Origin of the sequence: Microbacterium sp. Leaf320 (genome assembly GCF_001423485.1) — a bacterium.
Taxonomy (GTDB): Bacteria; Actinomycetota; Actinomycetes; order Actinomycetales; family Microbacteriaceae; genus Microbacterium.
In genome coordinates this window covers 38058-56771 of the sequence record NZ_LMOD01000004.1, presented here as the reverse complement: position 1 = coordinate 56771, position 18714 = coordinate 38058, and the positions used below count along the sequence as shown (strand labels likewise).

Below are 18714 nucleotides of genomic sequence, written 5' to 3'. Positions count from 1 at the left end.
GGCCCGGTCGCCGAACGAGCAGAACTCCCGATCGTTGAGCGAGCGCTCCGAGACGAAGCGCGCTCCTCGGGAGCTCGTGTCGACTTTGCGCCGGTCGTCACGCGTTCCAGCCACGCGACGACGCATACTCATGGATGCTGTCGACCATGCGTCGGACGAACGGGTCGTCGCCGAGCTGCGCTCGCGCAGCATCCGCCGCCGCGGCGTAGGCGATCACGATGCCGTCCGTGATCTCACGGGCGCGCGCCTCAGCCCAATCGCGATCGAGGCCGACCCGCGCCGCCACCCTGACCAGTGAATCGAGGCTGATCCGTCCGACGCTGTACTCGCCCTCGATCGACATGGCCAGCTTCGGGTTAGCGCCGTCTGCGGCGAGATACGGAGCGTAACTGCCGAGGTCATAGAGCGGGGCGAGCGCAGCGCGATCACGCCGCAGCAGAAGCGAGTAGTTCTTCGCGTGCGCGTCGGTGCCGAGAGACGCCACCGAGAACACAAGAGCCTCGTAGAACTGGGTTGCGTTGCCTCGGCGGTCTTCGGCGTCGGGCAGAGAGTTGATGAGGCGGGCGATCGCTGCGACACCTGGTCCGCCCTCGAGCTGATACTTCTTGTCCGGCGGCACGCTCAGCGACTGACAGAGGTCTTCCTGATGGAGCCGATGCCAACGCCCGTCTTCGAGCCGGCGGTCGTAGCGCGTGGAGACGAACACCGCGTGACCACGTTCGGTGGTCACCAAGAAATCGTCAGCGACGTGAAGCCCCAGCTCTCTCGCCGCGGCCATCGTCATGAACTCATTGATGTGATGATCCGGATACGGCGCGACTGCCGGCTTCAGTATGCGTGTGGTCGGCGTCGAATCCTGCGGCACCGCCCATCGTTCCTGCTCAGTGCGGAACAGCGCGACTTTGGGCTGCGCACCGGGAAGACTCCAGCGCGCGTCATCCGTACGCCTGCCCCAGGTGTCACCGTTGCGGACAAGATCCGCCACGAGCTCCGCGAAGTCGGCGTCGGAGAGTTCCCTCACATCGCCGTGACGTTCGGCTGCGTCAGCGCTCGCCTCACCCGGCGGAAGCAGCTGCACTGCACCGGCAGCATCACGACCGATGTGCGAAAGCAGCGCGAAAGGATTGCTGGCGCTGACACGATACTCGCGTCCTAACTCCGCGAGCCTGCCCGGACTGTCGGGAAGCAACCCCTGCAGAAAAGCGCGTACCGGTTTGTTCTTGTGCACTGCGCGCACAAGCGGCATCGAGAGCGAGAGCGGCGTCGCGTCGCGCCGGGACCGATAGTCATCGTCGTAGGTGAAAGACAGGGCACCGCCGGCCGACTGCTCGACGACGCCGATCGCTTCGCCATCGAGATACGCGAACAGTTCACTCGACATCGGCGACCTCACTGACGTCGACGACGAGGCCGAGCTCCCTCAGAACACGCATCAGCCGGAAGAGCGTGACGGTCGTGGACCCGTTCTCCAGCCGCACGACCCACTCACGAGTGACGCCGGCGCGGCGCGCGAGCTCAGCTTGAGACAGACTCAGACCTTCGCGGCGCTCAGCAACGAGTGCCCCGAAGTCGGATGCAGCGCGTACTTCCATCTCCACCTCACAAGTGACTTATAACGCACAATCCTACATGTGACTTTTAACGCACACAAGAGGAAGTGACTTATAACGCACAACCCTGTGTCGCCGAGCCACCAGTGACCGCCGGAACCCTCGTCCAACTTCGACATGGCGGGGGCTTCCCCTTTCCCCAGGCGAGATGCGATTCCGCGTCGCACGGCGAGCTCGCTGCTCTAACGTTGAGCGCATGCATGCTCGACACAACCCCCGAGGTGGTGCAGCTTCCGCCCCGCTCCTCCTCGGCCTCCCTCTGGGCGCGCTCGTCGGCCTCGGCATCGGGGCACTGGGCGACCAGCCGGGACTCGGTGCAGCCATCGGCGCCCCGTGCGGCCTGATGATCGGACTGATCATCACGATCGTCTGGGAGCAGCTGCGAAAGCGCGACCGTCGGAGCGAGTGACCTCGTGCAGTGGTCGTCGCAGCCGGCCCCGTCGCGGCGATGATCGTGCTGAGCCTCAGCAACAGTCGCGTCAGCCGCGTCAGCCGCGAGGCACGCTCCGCAGACGTCTGAAGTTGCTCCCCTTACTTAGGAGACCCCTAGGAAAAACACGCTTCCTTTGTTAAGCACCGTAATATATCGATATGGGACCTGAACTTCCCGTTGCGCCTGGGGCGCAGCGGAACCTGGGGCCGGACGAGCTCTTCCGCCGCCTCGCCACATCGATCGCCGACGGCACGTATGCGCCCGGGGCGAAGTTGAGCGACAAGGCGATCGCCGACGACCTCGGCGTCACGCGCACACCGGTCCGCGAGGCCGTGCAGCGTCTCGCGCGCGCCGGGTTGATGGAGGTGCACGCGAACCGCTACTCGATGGTCACCGACATCACGGATGAGCGCTCGCGCATCACCCGCGAGTTCGCCGCGTCTCAGGGCGGCGAGATCATTCGCGAGGCAGCGCTCGCACTGTCTGAGAAGGACCTCGTCATCGCCTGCGAGCTGATCCACGACGCGATCGAATCGGTCGAGTCCGGCGAGGGCTGGATCGAGAGGCACGTCGAGCTCTTCGAATTCCTCACGGACCGCGCGCTCAACGATCTCTACCGACTGATGCTGAGCGACTTCTGGTACCTGGTCTTCCGCGACCTCTACCTCGTCGAGCCGCGCGTGAATACAAGAGACTCCCTCGAGGAGCTCGAATCGGCGATGCGCGCCCGTAGTGCGAATGCCGGCGTGAAGGCCGTGCAGAGGATGCTCCGCTTCAAGTAGCCGGATCGACTCGACGGAGTTGGTCCCGGCCCTCCCTCGCCCGAACGGGGAGGACCGGAGCAGCCGATTGAGAAGGTCCGCAAGCGCACCCACCCCCATGTGGGCGCTCAAGACCGAGAGAACTCGAGGGCACCGTCTGGTTCGACCGACGGAGAGCGGCATACTGCGGCTCGTCGTGATCCCAGCGTATGGCGACGGGTCTCCTGACGCTCGTCGGGGCCTGACCGTTGACGCGGAGTCGCTCGACCTGCTAGGCCCTCCGTGTCCGCGTGTTCAGCTCGTTACGACGACGTGAACCCGGCCTCGGTACGCTCGAACCATGCTCGAGACTCTCACCGGATTCGCCGTCGTGGGAGTCGCGATCGCCCTCGGTTACGTGCTCGGACGGATCGACCTGCTCGGCCCACACGCCCGGCAGGTGCTGGGCCGCCTCATCTTCTTCGTGCTCTCGCCTTTCCTGCTCTTCACGGTGCTCGCTCACGCCGACGCGAAGATGCTGTTCTCGGCGCTCCTGCCGGTCTCGGCGATCGCCGCCGTGTCGATCATCGCGGTCTACACCCTCGTCGCACGCCTGTGGTGGAAGCGCCCCGTCGGCGAGACGCTGATCGGCGCCCTCTCTGCTGGCCAGGTCAACTCGAACAACATCGGCATCCCCCTGTCGCTCTACCTGTTGGGCAGCGCCGCCTACCCCGCACCCGTCGTGCTCATGCAGCTGCTGGTGTTCACACCCATCTCGCTCACCATCCTCGATGCGGTCACCAGCGACAGGGTCTCACTGGGCAAGACGCTCGTACGCACGGCGACGAACCCGATCATCATCGCCTCGCTGCTCGGGACACTCGTCTCAGTGCTCGGCATCACCGTTCCCCTGATCGTCATGGAGCCCGCGCAGCTCATCGCCGACGCAGCGGTGCCGGTACTGCTCATCAGCTACGGCATCTCCCTGCACGGCCAGCGGGTGCTCGGCGCTCCGGGCCACCGCCGGGACATCATCCTCGCCACGGTGCTCAAGCTCATCGCGATGCCTCTGATCGCGTGGGTCGTCGCGGAGTTCGTGTTCGGGCTCTCGTCGACCGAGGTGCTGATCGTGGTCGTCCTCGCCGCCCTGCCGACCGCGCAGAACGTCTTCAACTACTCGCAGCGGTACGACATCGGCGAGACGATCTCGCGCGACACGGTGTTCCTCACGACGCTCGGGTGCCTGCCCGTGCTGATCCTGATCATGTTCCTGCTGGGCTGAGCCTTTGGGCGTCCGCGAGCCGTCGAGCGTCCGTCAGCACCAGCGGCAGGTCCCGCATCACAACGACACTGTCGAACACCGCGGACCCTGCGGGAAGCGCGTCGAAGAAGGATGACCGAAGGCGGTGCAGCTGCGCCCCCTCGATCTTCCATTCACCTGTCGACAGCGCCACCGGCTCGACGGTGCGTCCGTCATGGCCCAGCGACCATCCGATGCGACCTGCGCGGTAGAAGTCCGACGCCTCGTCGACGGAGCCGAAGACCCCGCTCGTCCACTCGCCGCCCACCTCGACATCGGCGTCGAGACTGTGCGCCCCCGCCTGCATCGTGAGGACGTAGCGGTCGCCCGATTCCCGAATGCGGAATCGTGCCTTGCGATGGACTCCGGGGAACATCCGCCCGCCGAACAGCACCGGATGCCACGCCGAACTGTGCCTCTCGAAGATGAAGACGCCCTGCTCGACGCCTTCCGGGCCGTCCCACTCGACGGCGATCCGATGCGCGGCGTTCTCAGACCGGAGGCCCCATCGGCGATCGACCCCGCTCGGCCGGATCGACTCCAGCCCCAGGACGCACACCCCGGCGAGCGCCGTCCCGCGGATGATCTGCGGTCGGAAGCCGTCGGGCAGCATTGTCGCGGCGACCACCGGGTCGACACGGTAGCTGATGAGGAGTCGCCTTCGGAGCTGCGCTCGGACATCACGGATGATCGACATGTTCCGAAGATAGCACTGTAGCTAAATTCCTCCAAGGGTTCCTCCGCGACGCCTGCCCCGTAGGTTGGACGCGTGGACAACCCGCTCTTCTTCATCGCGTTGATCGCCGCCGTCATCGTTCTCGCGATCTTCCTGCCGCGGTGGGTCCGACGGTCGAGCCGGACAGCCGGAGAGCGCGCGGAGCAGCGCGTCACGGCATCCCGCCTCGAAGAGCTCCTCGGCGAGCTCGGCTCCACGCTCGTGCTTCACGCGCCAGAACCCGTGGCGCGCGAGATCGTCGACGGCGTCGCACTGCAGCAGCCTCGCAAGTTCACCGTGCTTCCCGACGGCGGCTACGGCATCCGTTTCGTCGAACCCGATGACTCCCTCGTCCGCCTCGTCGAGGACCAGGGCGGCACTCGCGTGCAGATCGAACGGTTCCGGGAGTACCTGGGGAGGCCGCAGACCACGGAGTTCTGGGCGGACCTGTGCTCCCGAATCGCCTCCGCGGCGAGCGCTCGCGGCGTCGCGACCACCGCCGGGCCTACGCTGCGCCACCGGCGTGACGATGCCTCCGGCACCTGGTCACTCGAGTAGTCGATGTTCGCGAACGGGGTCACGAGCTCCCGTTCCGCACAGGACCGGGTGCATCTCACAGCCGCCGCAACTAGGCTGTGGTATTGCCGATGACGCCCCGACCAGCCCTGCAGCCGGACAGCGACGGCACCACTTCTCATCACAGTTCTCAGTCTCTGTGACCTGCGCCGGAAAGGCTGACCCATGAGTGCATCACCCGACAACGACCGCACCCCCGACTTCTTCGACAAGCTGATCGAAGAGACTCCTCGCGAGAACGCACGCGAGCAGTCCGGCTTCACCGCCTCGTTCCGCGGCTACGACAAGGCCGAGGTCGACTCGGCTCTCAGCACGCTGCGCAACCAGCTGCAGCAGGCCAAGGCCGATCTCGCCGCGACCGAGGCCCGTCATGAGGATGCCGTCGAGGCCCTCCGTGACGAAGAGCGCATCGCTCGCGAAGAGCTCGAGGCCGAGCTGCTCGCCGCCAAGGCGAAGGCAGCCGAGACCGAGGCGCAGGTCGCCACCCTCACGAACGAACTCGTCGACACGCCCCGGGCCGACGGCCAGGAAGCGCCGTCCCGCGAGCAGTTCGAGGCGATCCTCCGCGTCGCCGAGGAGCAGGCGAACGTGCTCATCCAGAACGCCGCGGTGCAGGCCGACCGTCTGATGGCCGCCGCGCGCGAAGAGGTCACGACGCAGCGCGCCGAGGCCGACGCCGACGTCACGCGCATCATCGCGCAGGCTCAGCACGACGCCGATCAGGTGCGTCTCAAGATCGACACCGAGTACACCGCACACGAGGCCACGCTCGAGCGCGAGGCTGCGCACGCGGCCGAGAAGGTGCATCAGGCTACGCAGGAGGCCACGGCCATCCGCACCGAGGCCGAGAAGGGTGCTGCGGCGCTGCGCTCTCTCGTCACGCGGGAGACCACGCAGCTGCGCGCGGACGCCGAGCGCGAGGTGCGCGAGATGAACGCCCGCGTGCTCGAGTTCGAAGAGACCCTCACCCGCCGCCAGGACGACGCACAGCAGGAGTTCCTGGTGCTGCACAATCAGGCCGTCGCCCACGCCGAGCGCATCACCACCGACGCGAACGAGCAGGTCGCCGCATCGCTCGACCACGCACAGCGCATCTCGGGCAAGGCCGACGACTACGAGCGCCTGATGCGCTCGCAGGCGCAGACCATCGAGGCTGATGCCCAGGTGCGGGCGCGCGACACCCTCGACCGCGCCCGCGTGAAGTCGCAGAAGATCGTCGACTCCGTGACGAGCCACACCTCCACGGTGCTGCGCGACGCCGAGGACCAGGCCAGGCAGCTGCGCTGGCAGCAGCAGCAGCTCGCCAGCTTCATGGCCGAGGTGCGCGAGCTGATCCGCCCCGACGGCATCTTCAGCAACGAAGCGCCGGCCGTCGGAACCGTCGCGACCGCAGCGGACGCCGAGGAGGACGACGAGGTCGACACCGTCGAGGCCATCGACGCCGAGCTGATCGACGACACCGAGGCCGACGACACGGATGCGGCCGACGAGCCGACCTCGGAGTTCCGCGGCGACGAGGCGCTGGACGACGAGCTGCTCGACGACGATGCCGAGACCATCGACGGCAAGATCACGATCGAGGTCGTCGAGTCCGACGAGAAGGCATCGCGCTGAGCATCCTCTCCTGACTGACGAACGGGGGCGTGGGCGGATATCCGCACACGCCCCCGTTTCGTGGCCTACCCCCGGCTATCGCTCCGGCCCTTCAGCGTGCACGCTGTACCTATGACAGACAGCGTGATCGAGGTGCGAGACCTCCGCAAAGAGTACGGCGGCGCCGTCGCGGTCGACGGCATCAGCTTCGACATCCGCCGTGGAGAGACCTTCGCCCTCCTCGGCCCGAACGGCGCGGGCAAGTCGACGACCATCGAGATCCTCGAGGGCTATCGACACCGCACCTCCGGTGACGTACGCGTGCTCGGGGTCGATCCCCAGCGCGGCGGTCTGGCGTGGAAGGCACGACTCGGAATCGTGCTGCAGTCCACCGGCGAGGCCGGGAACTTCACCGTGCGCGAGCTGCTCACCGAGTTCGCCGGGTACTACCCCGACCCTCGCTCGGTCGACGAGGTGATCGCCGCGGTGGGGCTCGAGCACAAGCAGCGATCGAGAGCGGGCAAGCTGTCGGGCGGTCAGCAACGACGTCTCGACGTCGCCCTCGGGATCATCGGCCGACCAGAACTGCTGTTCCTCGACGAGCCGACGACGGGTTTCGACCCCGAGGCACGGCAGCAGTTCTGGCAGCTCATCCGCACCCTGAAGGCGGAGGGCACCAGCATCCTGCTGACGACCCACTACCTCGACGAGGCGGCGCGTCTCGGCGATCGAGCTGCGGTGATCACGGACGGTCGGATCGTGGCCATCGGTCGGATCGATGAGATCGGCGGACCCGAGGCGCGGACGCCGATGGTGCGGTGGAGGGATGCCGCGGGGGTGCGCCAGGAACAGCGCACCACGACTCCCGGTGCGGTCGTCTCCGAGCTCCAGCGCTCGGGCGGCGAGCCGGACAGCCTCGAGGTGGTGCGTCCCACGCTCGAGGACATCTACCTCGGCCTCATCCGCGAGCATGGAGTCGGCGCCGATGCCGATCCGACGGTCGACGACCTGCGGGCCGATGCGAGGGAGTCCGCATGAGCACCACGACCGCCACGACCGCCACCCAGGGATTCGGGCTCGCTCGGACCATCCGCCTCGGGGTCCGCCGCATCCCGTTCGAACTGCGTCAGTACTTCCGCGCCAGCGACCAGGTCTTCTTCACCTTCCTGTTCCCGACGCTGATGTACCTCATCTTCGCGACGATCTTCACGGGCGACATCGGCGAGGGTGCCGACAGGATCAGCATGGCGACGTACTACCTTCCCGGTCTCGTGGCGGGAGGCATCTTCCTGTCGGGCATGCAGGGGCTGTCGATCGAGATCGCAGTGGAGAAGAGCGATGGCACTCTCAAGCGGCTGGGCAGCACTCCGATCTCACCCGCCACGTACTTCATCGGGAAGGTCGGCGAGGTCTTCGTCACCGCGATTCTGCAGATCACCCTCCTGCTGGGCGTCGCGGTGGTTCTGTATCAGGTGGAGCTGCCTTCCGATCCTGAGGCCTGGGGGCGCTTCGCCTGGGTCTTCGTGCTCGGGCTGCTCTCGTGCACTCTCCTCGGCATCGCGCTCTCGGCCGTGCCACGATCCGGAAAGACCGCCTCTGCGGTGGTGATCCCGGTCGTGCTGCTGCTGCAGTTCATCTCCGGCGTCTATATCGCCTTCACCGCACTGCCGGAATGGCTGCAGAACGTCGCTGCGGTCTTCCCCCTGAAGTGGATGGCTCAGGGAATGCGCGCGGCGATACTGCCCGAGTCGTTCTCGGCGGCCGAGCCGAGCGGATCGTGGGAGCTCGGCTTCGTGGCGATCGCCCTCACCGCATGGCTCGTGGCGGGTTTCATCCTCAGTCGCGCGACGTTCCGCTGGATCAGACGCAACTGACGGCCCGGCACGCGAACGGCCCCATCCCGGAGGATGGGGCCGTTCGATGCGGAGGACGGCTCGTGAGCCGCGAGAGGTTTACGCGCGGACGAACTGCGCGGCAGCGGGGCAGTCGAACGGATCGGCACCCGCGGCGAGACCGACGCGGTTGAGGTACTGGATGACGATCGCGTACGACTGACCGAGGCTGGTCTCGGTGTACGGCACGTTGTTGGCTGCGCAGTAGTCGCGCACGACCTCGCGGGCCTTCGAGAGGTGCGGGCGGGGCATGTTCGGGAACAGGTGGTGCTCGACCTGGTAGTTGAGCCCTCCCATGAGCCAGGTGGCCCACCATCCGCCGCGGATGTTGCGGGAGGTGCGCACCTGCTTCGAGAAGAAGTCGAGGCGAGCGCTCGGGTCGATGATCGGCATGCCCTTGTGGTTGGGCGCGAACGAGGCGCCCATGTAGACGCCGAAGACGGCAAGCTGGACACCCATGAAGGCGAAGGCCATGCCGAGCGGCAGCATCATGAAGACCGGGACCAGCACGATCGCGAAGCGCAGGGCGATGAGCCCGAGCTCGATCCACCGGCCCTTGGCCTTCTTGCTGGTCACGAGGTGCTTGACACCGAGGTAGTGCAGGTTCAGGCCCTCGAGCGTGAGCAGCGGGAAGAAGAACCATCCCTGCTTGCGCGTGATCAGGCGGACCAGGCCGCGCGACTGCGCGGCGTCAGTCTCGAGGAACGAGATCGTATCGACCTCGATGTCGGGGTCCTTGCCGACCTGGTTCGGGTTTCCGTGGTGCTTGGTGTGCTTGGAATCCCACCACGAGTAGCTGATGCCGACCACGCCCGCGGCGAGGATGCGGGCGAGGCGGAAGTTCGCCGGGCCCGTCGAGAGGATCTGGCGGTGGGCTGCCTCATGAGCGAGGAACGCCACCTGCGTGAGGATGATGCCGAGAGCTGCGGCCATGAGCAGCTGGAACCAGCTGTCACCGAGAAGGATGAAGCCGGTGATGACTCCACCGAGGGCCACGGCGATGCCGGCGGCCACGAAGATGTAGAACCATCCGGCCCGCTGCAGCAGTCCGGTCTCGCGGATGACCTGCGACACCTGCTTGTAGGCGTGCGTCATCGGGGGGATCTCTGCGTTGCCCGAATACGTCTGACGTACGGGGCCGAGGGTGGCTGCGGTCTTTTCGACCTGTGCAATGGAGATGATGCTCTCCTGTCGATTGGAGCCCTTGAGCTGTGGAAAGCCCAAGGCAGATCGCCCAACGCTTACCTCAACCTAACCCCCCTCACATGCGCTGTGGGGAATACGTCGGCGACTCTGTGACGACTCTGTGTGAGGTCACAGGCTATGGTCAGGCGCGCCCTCGGTGCGGGCCGCGACGCAGCACCAGACGCAGCCGTCGCGAGAACGCCGACGGACGTCGTTCCGGAGTGGTCGCGCCTTCGAGAGCATCGCGGGCGTCGTCGAGGGACTCGAACGAGCCGAGCTCGGTGCCCCGCTGGTCGCGGGCGAGGTGCGTGGTGCCGTCGAACTCGACGAATCCGGCGAACTCGCCGGCTCGGGTCGCGACGTGCACGTCGGTGTCGGCCTGTTTCCAGGTCAAGGGGTCAGAAGGCGGAAAAGTGGTCGTGCTCATGGTGATACTCATTGCTGTGTGACGGGCACGCGCTGTCGCGGCCCGCAAGATGATGAGATCGAGGGCGGATGCCGCGCGCATCGATGCGCTTGGTCCGTGATGGCCCTGATCAGTGGCTTCGTGGTGGCCTAGAGGGGGGCCAGAACACACGCTGCGCCATCAGCTTAGCAGATCGGCATCCACAGGGCGAGGATCAGTTTCCGCGGGCACCCAGACGCGACGCGGATGACCGGACGATCCTGCGACGACCCAGGTGCCGGCAGGGGCTCCGGTGCCGGCGGGGGCAGCGGCGTCGTCGACGGATGCTTCGCCTCGGGGAGCCGCGACTTCCGCGATCTCGGCCTCAGCCCATGCCTCCCGGATGATGCGCCGAGGGTCGTACTGGCGAGGGTCCAAGGCTCTCCAGTCCTGTCGGATCGTGGCCACCCCGGTCTCCTGCTCGGCGCGACGGGTGGCATCGCCCGCGAGCACGGTGAGTCGACGGATCAACCCGCCGAGCATCCGGGCGTACTCCGGAAGACGGCGGGGACCGATGATCACCGCGGCCAGCAGGGCGACCAGGAACAGCTTCTCGATCGTGAGTCCGAACACGGGTCATGCTTCCGTCGTAGTCGCCGTCGTGGGCGCGGCCGTGCGCGCGGTGCCCGCCGAGAACCGACGCTCCGCCGCGCGATCGTGGAGCCAGGCGATGAGGAGCGCCACGAGGAACAGTGCGGTCATGGGCACGGCGATCAGGAACATCGACAGCACGTCGGCCGCCGGAGTCACGATCGCGCTGAAGAGCACGATCGCCACGATGACGATGCGCCAGCTGCGTGCGATCGCGCGCGCAGGCAGGATGCCGAGCAGATTGAGCAGCACGAGGAACACCGGCAGCACGAAGGCGACACCGGTCGCAAGCACGATCTTCAGGATGAAATCGACGTAGTAGGAGGCCTGCAGCAGGGTGCTGTCCTCGGTCGAGGCGAAGCCCGCCAGCAGCTCCACCATGTGCGGGAAGAGCAGGAACCCTGCACTGCAGCCGCCGGCGAAGAGCGGAACGGCTGCGGCGAGGAAGCCGAACGTGTACTTCTTCTCGCGCCGGTCGAGTCCGGGGGCGAGGAACGCGAAGAGCTCGTACATCCAGATCGGACTCGACAGCGCGACGCCCGAGAAGAGCGCGATCTTGAGCGTGAGGTCGAACGCCCCCGTGATGCTGTCGTAGTTCAGGCTCGCGTCACGGGACTCGGCGAGCGCGGTGATGGGCGCCCGCACGACCTCCATGATCTGGTCGGAGAGGACGTAGCCGACCGCCACCCCGACGAGGAGCGCCGCCACCGCCCGGAGGGACCGCGTGCGGGCCTCCCTCAGGTGCGCCGACAGCGGCATCCCGGCAGAGGCACCGGCCGGTGTGGCCGAGGCAGAGGCACCGGCCGGCGTGGCCGAGGCAGAGGCACCGGCCGGCGTGGCCGAGGCAGAGGCCTCGACCACGTCAGAGGCGAGCACGGTCATGATCTACTCCGGGGTGCGCGCGACGGGTCGGGTCGGGTCGTCCGACCCGACGGCGTCCACGTACGCGCGGGCGTTCCGTGTTGTCACCGGCCGCGACTCGGCGTGCGGCTCGTCCGCGGTGTCGCCCGCAGGCTCGGCGACCTCGGATTTGAGGATGCGCATGGACTGCCCGACGCTCTTGGCGAGGGCGGGGAGTTTGGCGGCGCCGAAGATGAGGACGACGATCGCGAGGATGACCAGGGCGTGCCACCCGGTGAGGTTCTGAAGCATGTCTTCTCTCCTTTCCTGAGAGCGTCAGTTGGACGGCTGGCCGCCGCCGCCGGGGCCGCCGTCGCCACCCGAGGGGGCGGAGCCTGCGGTGGGGGTGGTCGTCGTGTCGACGCCGACCACGAGTGTCGCCGTGTAGCCACCGGCCACGTCTCCCGTGATCGTGGGCAGCTGCAGGGCCGCGGAGTCATCGCCGAAGACGTTGTCTCCGGACAGGCTCGTCTGCGACAGATTCTGCGAGGAGCCGTCGTAGCGGGAGTCTGCGTAGACCGCTGCACACGCATCTTCGGGGAGCGCCATCTGCGAGGTGGCGATCGCGTTGGCGGAGTCGGTGATCGAGGCGACATCCGGATACACCTCGAAATGGATGTGCGGCCAGCGCCCCGAATAGCACCCGGGGAATATCGATGCGAACGAGACCTTGCCGTCGGCATCCGCCACCTGCACGCCGCGCAGATACGTGACGTCCTCCAGCCCCGAGGAGTACATCGAGTACTCCCCCTCGGCGGTGCAGTGCCAGGCGTAGACGGCGACACCCGCGAAGGGCACGCCGCCGTTCGCCAGGTCGAGCACCTCGAACTCGAAGGTGAGCGGGATGCCGTCGGCCGTGGCCGAGCCGTCGATCGAGGTCGTGATGTCCCGGCGGACGATGCCGGACTCCTCGAGCACGTCTGGGCCGTTGGATCCGTCTCCGGGGTACGGGCCGGCGGTCTCGTCGGGGATCTCCCCCGCCGCTGTCGTGGTGCTGGTCGACGCATCGCTCTCGGTCGTCGCCGTGGGGTCGCTGCTGCTCGTGCTCGATGTGCCGGTCGCCGCGGGGGCGCAGGCGGCCAGGACGACCGCGCCGACGCCGAGACCTGCGAGACCGAGCACTCCACGACGGGTCACGAGGGTGCGGATGTCGAAGGCCGCGCCCTGATCGACGACCTCCTCGTCGGCCCTGTCGAGCAGAAGCCCCTCATAGGTGGGGCCCTCAGGGGTCTGGACGGGTTCGGGGATGCGGCTCATGATCGTGCTCCTCTCGATGGTTTCGGGTGTCGATGCGTGTGTCGATGTACCCATGGTCACGGAGGAGCCGATCAGCGAGCTATGCCTCGTCTATGCGATAGCTATGCCTTCTTATCGACGGGCGGGTGCAGCACGAGCACAACCACGATCGCCACGAGCACCAGCGCGGTGATGGCCACGGGGATCGGCAGGATCGGGTCGAGGAGCACCACGACGGCCCCGACCGGGACCACGGCGTTCACGACGCGGTCGGCGTTCTCGCGGATCGCCACCCACCAGATGCCGAGCAGGAATATCACGATCGGGATCGTCACGGTGAACGAGGCGACCACGTTCGACAGGTGGCTCTCTCCCGTGAGCACGTCGAGCTCGACCTCGATGCCGGCCGAGAACGCGGCGGCGGCGGCGAACACCACGTAGTGGGTGTAGCCGTAGCGGAGCGACCGGCCGAACGTCGTGATCGCGCGGTGGTGCGGCGGCCAGAAGTAGATCCACCACAGCGATGCCGTCACGGCGAGCGTCAGAACGGAGATGGAGATGAGGGGGACGAACGATTCCAGCTCATGGCTCGCGTCGATGATCGCGTTCGCGGATGCGAGCAGACTCTCGCCGAGCACGATCAGTGTGAAGAGCCCGTACCTCTCGGTGATGTGATGCGGATGCCACGGCGTCTGCTGCCGGTACTCGGCGAACACCGGCACGCTGACCTCGATCAGCGCGAACACCACGAAGGCGAGCAGCTGGGCGGTGCCCGCGGGGATGAGCAGGAACAGGACCCACAGCACCTGCACCGCGGCGATCCCGAAGGCATACCGACGTGTCGCCGACCGCAGCTCGCCCGCACTCCGTGATGCACGAAGCCACTGCGCGACCATCGCGACGCGCATCACGATGTAGCCGAGCACGGGCACGGTGAAGTCGCCGTATTCGAATGCGGCGGGGATTCCTGAGGCGAAGACGAGCACCCCGCCCATCTGAACGATGGTGGTGACGCGATACAGCCAGTCGTCGGTGTCGAACGAGGTGGCGAACCACGTGAAGTTCATCCACGCCCACCACAGCGCGAAGAAGACCATCGCATACGACGTGATGCCGTGCACGAAGTCGCCGTGACTCAGCGCGTGATGCAGCTGCGCCGAGGCGATGCTCACGGCCACGACGAAGACCAGGTCGAAGAAGAGCTCGAGCATGCTGGCCGCCCGATGCGGCTGTGCAGGGTCACGCGGCAGCATGCGACTCAGGTGGAAACGCGGTGCGGAAGTTGTGGTCACGCGGTCAGAATATCGCCGAGATTCCGCGGCCCAGCGCATGTACCGGAATATCGGTTCGTCCACTCGGGTGAATTATCTTCCGCTGAACGTTCGGTTCCGCTAGAGTGAACGAAGTCTGCAGTGCCTGCTGCCAGCACCACCGTGTGGGACGGTGATCGCAACCCGTGATGTGGGATCACGGATGCAGCAGGAACCCGAGGGGTCGGGATGCAGACGATGCCATGGACGTGGGGTCCGTGGTCTGGGGAAACACTGGGGAAAATAATGGCGCACTGGGGATTTCTGCGTACATACACGGCTCAAGGAGCCTCGGCATGACTTCCGTCGAGGATGCCCTGAGCATCACTCGCGCGGGTTCGGTCTTCACGCCGGTCGCTGCACCGCGAGCCACCAAGTCGGTCACGCACACGGTGGTCACACCGCGCGTGTCCGCGACGCTGGAGAGGCGCCGCCAGTGGGAGCGGCGCTATCGGATGAGACTGCGGATCACGGATGCAGGGGTCATCCTGTTCGCCGTCGGGATCACAGCAGCGGTCCAGCTGATGACGGGTGTCGCGGGGGAAGAGGCCCTGCGCAACGGCATTCTGCTGGCCACGCTCTGGTACCTGATGCTCAGTGCTCTGCATACACGTGATGCAGCACTGTTCCGTGCCAGCGCCACCGAGTACCGCGGCGTCGCCCATGCGAGCGGGCTGGCGTTCGGGATCATCGCCATGCTCGGCGTCGTACTCGGCTGGCAGACGATGCAGCTCCTGCTGCTGGTCGGTCTGCCGCTCGGTGTCCTCACGCTGCTCGTCACGCGATGGGCGTGGCGGCACTGGCTGACGGCTCAGCGTGCGCGGGGGCGGTTCGCCTCCCGCACGCTGGTCGTCGGCAACAGGGACGACGTCGAGTACGTCATCCGCACCCTGCACCCGATCGGCGCCTCCGGGTACCAGGTCGTCGGTGCCACGCTGCTCGACGGCAACGCCCGTGACGTCGAGGTCGCGAACGCGCACTTCCCGGTGCTCGGCAACGTGAACTCGGTCTCGACGGTCGCCGCAGAGCTCGGCGCCGACACGATCATCGTCGCGAGCCGTCCTGACGGCGACCCGGACTTCGTGAAGCACCTGAGCTGGCAGCTCGAAGGCACGGCCGCAGAGCTCGTGCTCTCGAGCCGCCTCACCGACGTCGCCGGTCCGCGCATCTCGTTCGCGCCGGTCGAGGGCCTTCCGCTCATCCAGGTGCAGATCCCCTCGTACGAGGGTGGCCAGCATGTGCTCAAGCGTGCACTCGACATCGCTGTCGCATCCATCGCGCTCATCCCGATCGCACTGATCACTCCGTTCCTCGCGCTGCTCGTCAAGCTCGACTCCCCTGGGCCTCTGTTCTTCTCCCAGGAACGCGTCGGGCGTGACGGACGCACGTTCAAGATCATGAAGTTCCGCTCGATGAAGACCGACGCCGAGCAGCAGCTCGCCGCTCTCAAGGAGCAGAACCAAGGGGCGGGCCTCCTGTTCAAGATGAAGGACGACCCCCGGGTCACCCGCGTCGGCAGGATCCTGCGCAAGCTGTCGCTCGACGAGCTCCCGCAGTTCTGGAACGTACTCATCGGCGACATGAGCGTCGTGGGCCCTCGTCCGCCGCTGCCCTCTGAGGTGACGGCATACGACGGCACGGTCTTCCGCCGCCTGTACATCAAGCCCGGCATCACGGGTCTCTGGCAGGTCTCGGGTCGCAGCGACCTCTCATGGGATGAGAGCGTGCGTCTCGACCTGCGCTACGTCGAGAACTGGTCCGTGATGAACGACCTGCAGATCATGTGGCGAACTGCCAAGGTCATGGTGCAGCCCAGCGGGGCATACTAGTCACAGAACGCTGTGGTTCGGTCCGCCGGGGAGGCGGATGCGGGACCGACATGCAGCGAAATGGATGCGGGAGCATCCGAAATGAGGGGGAAATCAACGTGCCATCAACCGTCCGGATACTCGGAACCCACGGCGTTCCGGCCGCATACGGCGGCTTCGAGACGGCCGCCGAGAACGTCGGTCTGTACCTGCGCGATCAGGGCTGGAACGTGATCGTCTATTGCCAGCTTCCCGGCGACGGGCCGACGACCGTCGACGAATGGAACGGCCTGCAGCGAGTTCTCGTGCACGAGCCCCGCGACGGCTGGAAGGGCACGTCGGCGTTCGACCTGACCACCATCCGCCACGCGATGCGCGAGCACGTCGACGGAGACGTCTGGCTCACGTTCGGCTACAACACCGGCGTCTTCGACATCATCCCGCGGCTCCGCCGGATCCCGAACGTCATCAACATGGACGGCATGGAGTGGACCCGCAAGCGCTGGGGCATCGTCAAGCAGGGCATTCTGCTCGCCAACGAGCGGCTCGCCGGCTGGGTCGGCGACGTGCTGATCGCCGACCACCCCGTGATCGCCACATACCTGCGCCGGCACTTCGGCTCGCGCCGCGTGCAGACGATCACGTATGGCGCGCACGAGGTGCTGGACGCCCCGACGGCCCCGGTCGAAGAGCTCGGTCTCGTTCCCGACGAGTACGCGATGATCGTGTGCCGACCGATCCCCGAGAACTCGGTGCTCGAGATCGTCCAGGCGTGGTCCGCGACCGAACGCGGCATGCCGCTGGTCGTGGTCGGCCCCTATGGGGACGACGATCCGTATCACGTGGCCGTCCGCGCCGCGGCATCCGATGAGGTGATCTTCCCCGGGTCGATCTTCGAACCCGACCGCATCCAGTCGCTCCGGTTCCACTCCGCCCTCTACCTCCACGGGCACACTGTCGGCGGCACCAACCCGTCGCTTGTGGAGGCCATGGGTGCCGGCAACGCCGTCATCGCCCACGACAACCCGTACAACACGTGGGTCGCAGGACCCGACAACGCCTACTTCACCGGAGCCGACGATCTCGCCGGCCTGCTCGACGATGTGCTCTCCGATGACAGCAGAAGACGGCGCATGGGCGCCGCCAGCCGCGACCGGTTCCGTGCGGAGTTCACGTGGGCCAAGATCGGCGCCGAGTACGAACAGGCCCTTCGCACCGCGCTCGCGCGGCGAGGGCACGCGCAGCAGCAGACAGGGGTAAACGCATGATCGATGTGGCAGTGGTCGGACTCGGGAAGATGGGGTTGTCCCATCTCTCGATGATCAAGGCGCACCCCGACGTGAACCTCGTGGGGGTGTGCGATGCCACGGGGTATCTGCTCGACATCCTGGCGAAGTACACCGGGGTCAAGACATACAAAGACCTCGACAAGATGCTCGACGAGGCCCGCCCTCAGGCGATCATCATCGCGACACCGACCCACCTGCACGCGGGGATGATCCGCAATGCGCTGCAGCGCGGGATCCACGTGTTCTGCGAGAAGCCGCTCGTGATCGACCCGGCTGACAGCGTCGAGCTCTCAGCCCTCGCCGAGCAGAAGGGTCTCGTCACCCAGGTCGGCTATCACAACCGGTTCGTCGGCGCGTTCCTCGAGGTCAAGCGCCTGCTCGATCTCGACGCCATCGGCACTGTGAACACCGCGCTCGCCGAGGCCTACGGCCCGGTCGTCCTCAAGCCGGCCGGCCGCACCTGGCGCAGCGAACGCGCCACCGGCGGAGGATGCCTGTACGACTACGCAGCTCACCCGCTCAACCTCCTCACCTGGTATCTCGGCACGCCGGAGTCGGTCAGCGGCAGCCAGCTGACCAGCATCTTCTCGGCACAGATCGACGACGCCGTGGCGAGCACCCTGCACTACGCCGACGGCACCGCGCAGATCATCTCGAACTGGTCGGACGAGTCACAGCGCAAGATGACGACGAAGATCACCCTCTGGGGCACGAACGGTCGGATCTACGCAGACCGCCAGGAGATCCATGTCTACCTGCGCGACACCGCCACGATCCCCGAGGGCTACCGCGTCGGCTGGAACGTCCGATACACCACCGATCTCACCGAAGCGCCCTGGTTCTATCTGCGGGGTGAGGAGTACAGCGCGCAGCTGGACTCCTTCGTGCAGCGAGCCCAGGCCGGCGCATCGGCGGGGACCAACGACTTCGCATCGGCAGCGGTCACCGACAGGGTGATCTCGATGATCAGTGAGGATGCGCTTCGCGAGGACTCGCGCCTCACCGCAGAAGCAGCATCCGATCTCGCCGTGCAGACGGCACCGAAGGGGCGTATCGCGGCAGCGCTGAGCGCTCTGCGTGGAGGGAAATGA

Annotated in this window: 20 protein-coding genes; 10 read left to right on the top strand and 10 right to left on the bottom strand. The window is 66.7% G+C overall.

Annotated elements, in window-relative coordinates; all coding sequences use genetic code 11:
• Positions 1-97: 97 nt before the first annotated feature.
• Together ASF63_RS13745 and ASF63_RS13740 are read right to left on the bottom strand one after the other, a co-directional pair.
• Positions 98-1381 (bottom strand): HipA domain-containing protein, encoded by a 1284-nt coding sequence (locus tag ASF63_RS13745; protein ID WP_056515105.1) that lies wholly within the window; start codon positions 1379-1381, stop codon positions 98-100.
• Positions 1371-1592 carry a helix-turn-helix domain-containing protein gene (locus tag ASF63_RS13740; RefSeq protein ID WP_056515101.1) on the bottom strand — a complete coding sequence of 74 codons (222 nt, stop codon included), beginning with the start codon at positions 1590-1592 and terminating at the stop codon, positions 1371-1373. Before ASF63_RS13740 ends, ASF63_RS13745 begins: the two co-directional genes overlap by 11 nt.
• A gap of 214 nt (positions 1593-1806) precedes the next feature.
• On the opposite strand from ASF63_RS13740, the gene ASF63_RS13735 reads away from it, so the two are divergent.
• The 3 genes from ASF63_RS13735 (at position 1807) to ASF63_RS13725 (ending at position 4065) form a co-directional block, all read left to right on the top strand.
• On the top strand, positions 1807-2019 hold the full coding sequence (locus tag ASF63_RS13735; RefSeq protein ID WP_056515099.1) for a hypothetical protein: 213 nt from the start codon (positions 1807-1809) through the stop codon (positions 2017-2019).
• A gap of 182 nt (positions 2020-2201) precedes the next feature.
• A complete protein-coding gene (locus tag ASF63_RS13730; RefSeq protein WP_056515096.1) occupies positions 2202-2825 on the top strand; it encodes a GntR family transcriptional regulator in 624 nt (207 codons plus the stop codon).
• Between the two features lie 319 nt (positions 2826-3144).
• Entirely contained in the window at positions 3145-4065 is a 921-nt protein-coding gene (locus tag ASF63_RS13725; RefSeq protein ID WP_056515093.1) for an AEC family transporter, read from the top strand.
• Here the strand turns inward: ASF63_RS13725 and ASF63_RS13720 are convergent.
• Positions 4046-4780 (bottom strand): DUF2071 domain-containing protein, encoded by a 735-nt coding sequence (locus tag ASF63_RS13720; protein WP_056515090.1) that lies wholly within the window; start codon positions 4778-4780, stop codon positions 4046-4048. The two genes, ASF63_RS13725 and ASF63_RS13720, sit on opposite strands and share 20 nt — an antisense overlap.
• A 72-nt stretch (positions 4781-4852) precedes the next feature.
• Between ASF63_RS13720 and ASF63_RS13715 the strand changes: the two genes are divergently transcribed.
• The 4 genes from ASF63_RS13715 (at position 4853) to ASF63_RS13700 (ending at position 8841) form a co-directional block, all read left to right on the top strand.
• On the top strand, positions 4853-5356 hold the full coding sequence (locus ASF63_RS13715) for a hypothetical protein (protein WP_056515087.1): 504 nt from the start codon (positions 4853-4855) through the stop codon (positions 5354-5356).
• A 183-nt stretch (positions 5357-5539) separates the two neighbouring features.
• On the top strand, positions 5540-6988 hold the full coding sequence (locus ASF63_RS13710) for a hypothetical protein (protein WP_056515084.1): 1449 nt from the start codon (positions 5540-5542) through the stop codon (positions 6986-6988).
• A 111-nt stretch (positions 6989-7099) separates the two neighbouring features.
• Complete coding sequence (locus ASF63_RS13705) at positions 7100-8005, top strand: ABC transporter ATP-binding protein (protein ID WP_056515081.1); 906 nt, start codon at positions 7100-7102, stop codon at positions 8003-8005.
• Positions 8002-8841 (top strand): ABC transporter permease, encoded by an 840-nt coding sequence (locus ASF63_RS13700; protein ID WP_056515079.1) that lies wholly within the window; start codon positions 8002-8004, stop codon positions 8839-8841. The genes ASF63_RS13705 and ASF63_RS13700 overlap by 4 nt, the downstream gene beginning before the upstream one ends.
• A gap of 78 nt (positions 8842-8919) precedes the next feature.
• On the opposite strand, the gene ASF63_RS13695 is transcribed toward ASF63_RS13700, so the two are convergent.
• From ASF63_RS13695 to ASF63_RS13665, 7 genes are all read right to left on the bottom strand, one after another.
• A complete protein-coding gene (locus tag ASF63_RS13695) occupies positions 8920-10041 on the bottom strand; it encodes a fatty acid desaturase family protein (RefSeq protein ID WP_235560829.1) in 1122 nt (373 codons plus the stop codon).
• 145 nt (positions 10042-10186) lie between these two features.
• Positions 10187-10471, bottom strand: a complete 285-nt coding sequence (locus ASF63_RS13690; protein WP_157534357.1) for a hypothetical protein — start codon at positions 10469-10471, stop codon at positions 10187-10189.
• 159 nt (positions 10472-10630) lie between these two features.
• The gene (locus ASF63_RS13685) at positions 10631-11062 is read right to left on the bottom strand and encodes a twin-arginine translocase TatA/TatE family subunit (RefSeq protein ID WP_056515074.1); all 432 of its coding nucleotides are present in this window, start codon (positions 11060-11062) and stop codon (positions 10631-10633) included.
• Between the two features lie 3 nt (positions 11063-11065).
• Positions 11066-11962: a twin-arginine translocase subunit TatC gene (tatC, locus tag ASF63_RS13680; protein ID WP_321163162.1), complete on the bottom strand. Its 897-nt coding sequence runs from the start codon at positions 11960-11962 to the stop codon at positions 11066-11068.
• A gap of 3 nt (positions 11963-11965) precedes the next feature.
• Positions 11966-12232, bottom strand: a complete 267-nt coding sequence (locus ASF63_RS13675) for a twin-arginine translocase TatA/TatE family subunit (protein ID WP_056515071.1) — start codon at positions 12230-12232, stop codon at positions 11966-11968.
• 24 nt (positions 12233-12256) lie between these two features.
• The gene (locus ASF63_RS13670; RefSeq protein ID WP_056516265.1) at positions 12257-13237 is read right to left on the bottom strand and encodes an intradiol ring-cleavage dioxygenase; all 981 of its coding nucleotides are present in this window, start codon (positions 13235-13237) and stop codon (positions 12257-12259) included.
• Between the two features lie 101 nt (positions 13238-13338).
• Positions 13339-14469 (bottom strand): low temperature requirement protein A, encoded by a 1131-nt coding sequence (locus ASF63_RS13665; protein WP_056515069.1) that lies wholly within the window; start codon positions 14467-14469, stop codon positions 13339-13341.
• 353 nt (positions 14470-14822) lie between these two features.
• Here ASF63_RS13665 and ASF63_RS13660 point away from each other — a divergent pair, with 353 nt between their 5' ends.
• The 3 genes from ASF63_RS13660 to ASF63_RS13650 all read left to right on the top strand — a co-directional run bounded on the left by ASF63_RS13660 (position 14823) and on the right by ASF63_RS13650 (position 18714).
• The gene (locus ASF63_RS13660; protein WP_056515066.1) at positions 14823-16355 is read left to right on the top strand and encodes a sugar transferase; all 1533 of its coding nucleotides are present in this window, start codon (positions 14823-14825) and stop codon (positions 16353-16355) included.
• Between the two features lie 98 nt (positions 16356-16453).
• The gene (locus ASF63_RS13655) at positions 16454-17602 is read left to right on the top strand and encodes a DUF1972 domain-containing protein (RefSeq protein ID WP_235560802.1); all 1149 of its coding nucleotides are present in this window, start codon (positions 16454-16456) and stop codon (positions 17600-17602) included.
• Positions 17599-18714 carry a Gfo/Idh/MocA family protein gene (locus ASF63_RS13650; protein WP_056515058.1) on the top strand — a complete coding sequence of 372 codons (1116 nt, stop codon included), beginning with the start codon at positions 17599-17601 and terminating at the stop codon, positions 18712-18714. Before ASF63_RS13655 ends, ASF63_RS13650 begins: the two co-directional genes overlap by 4 nt.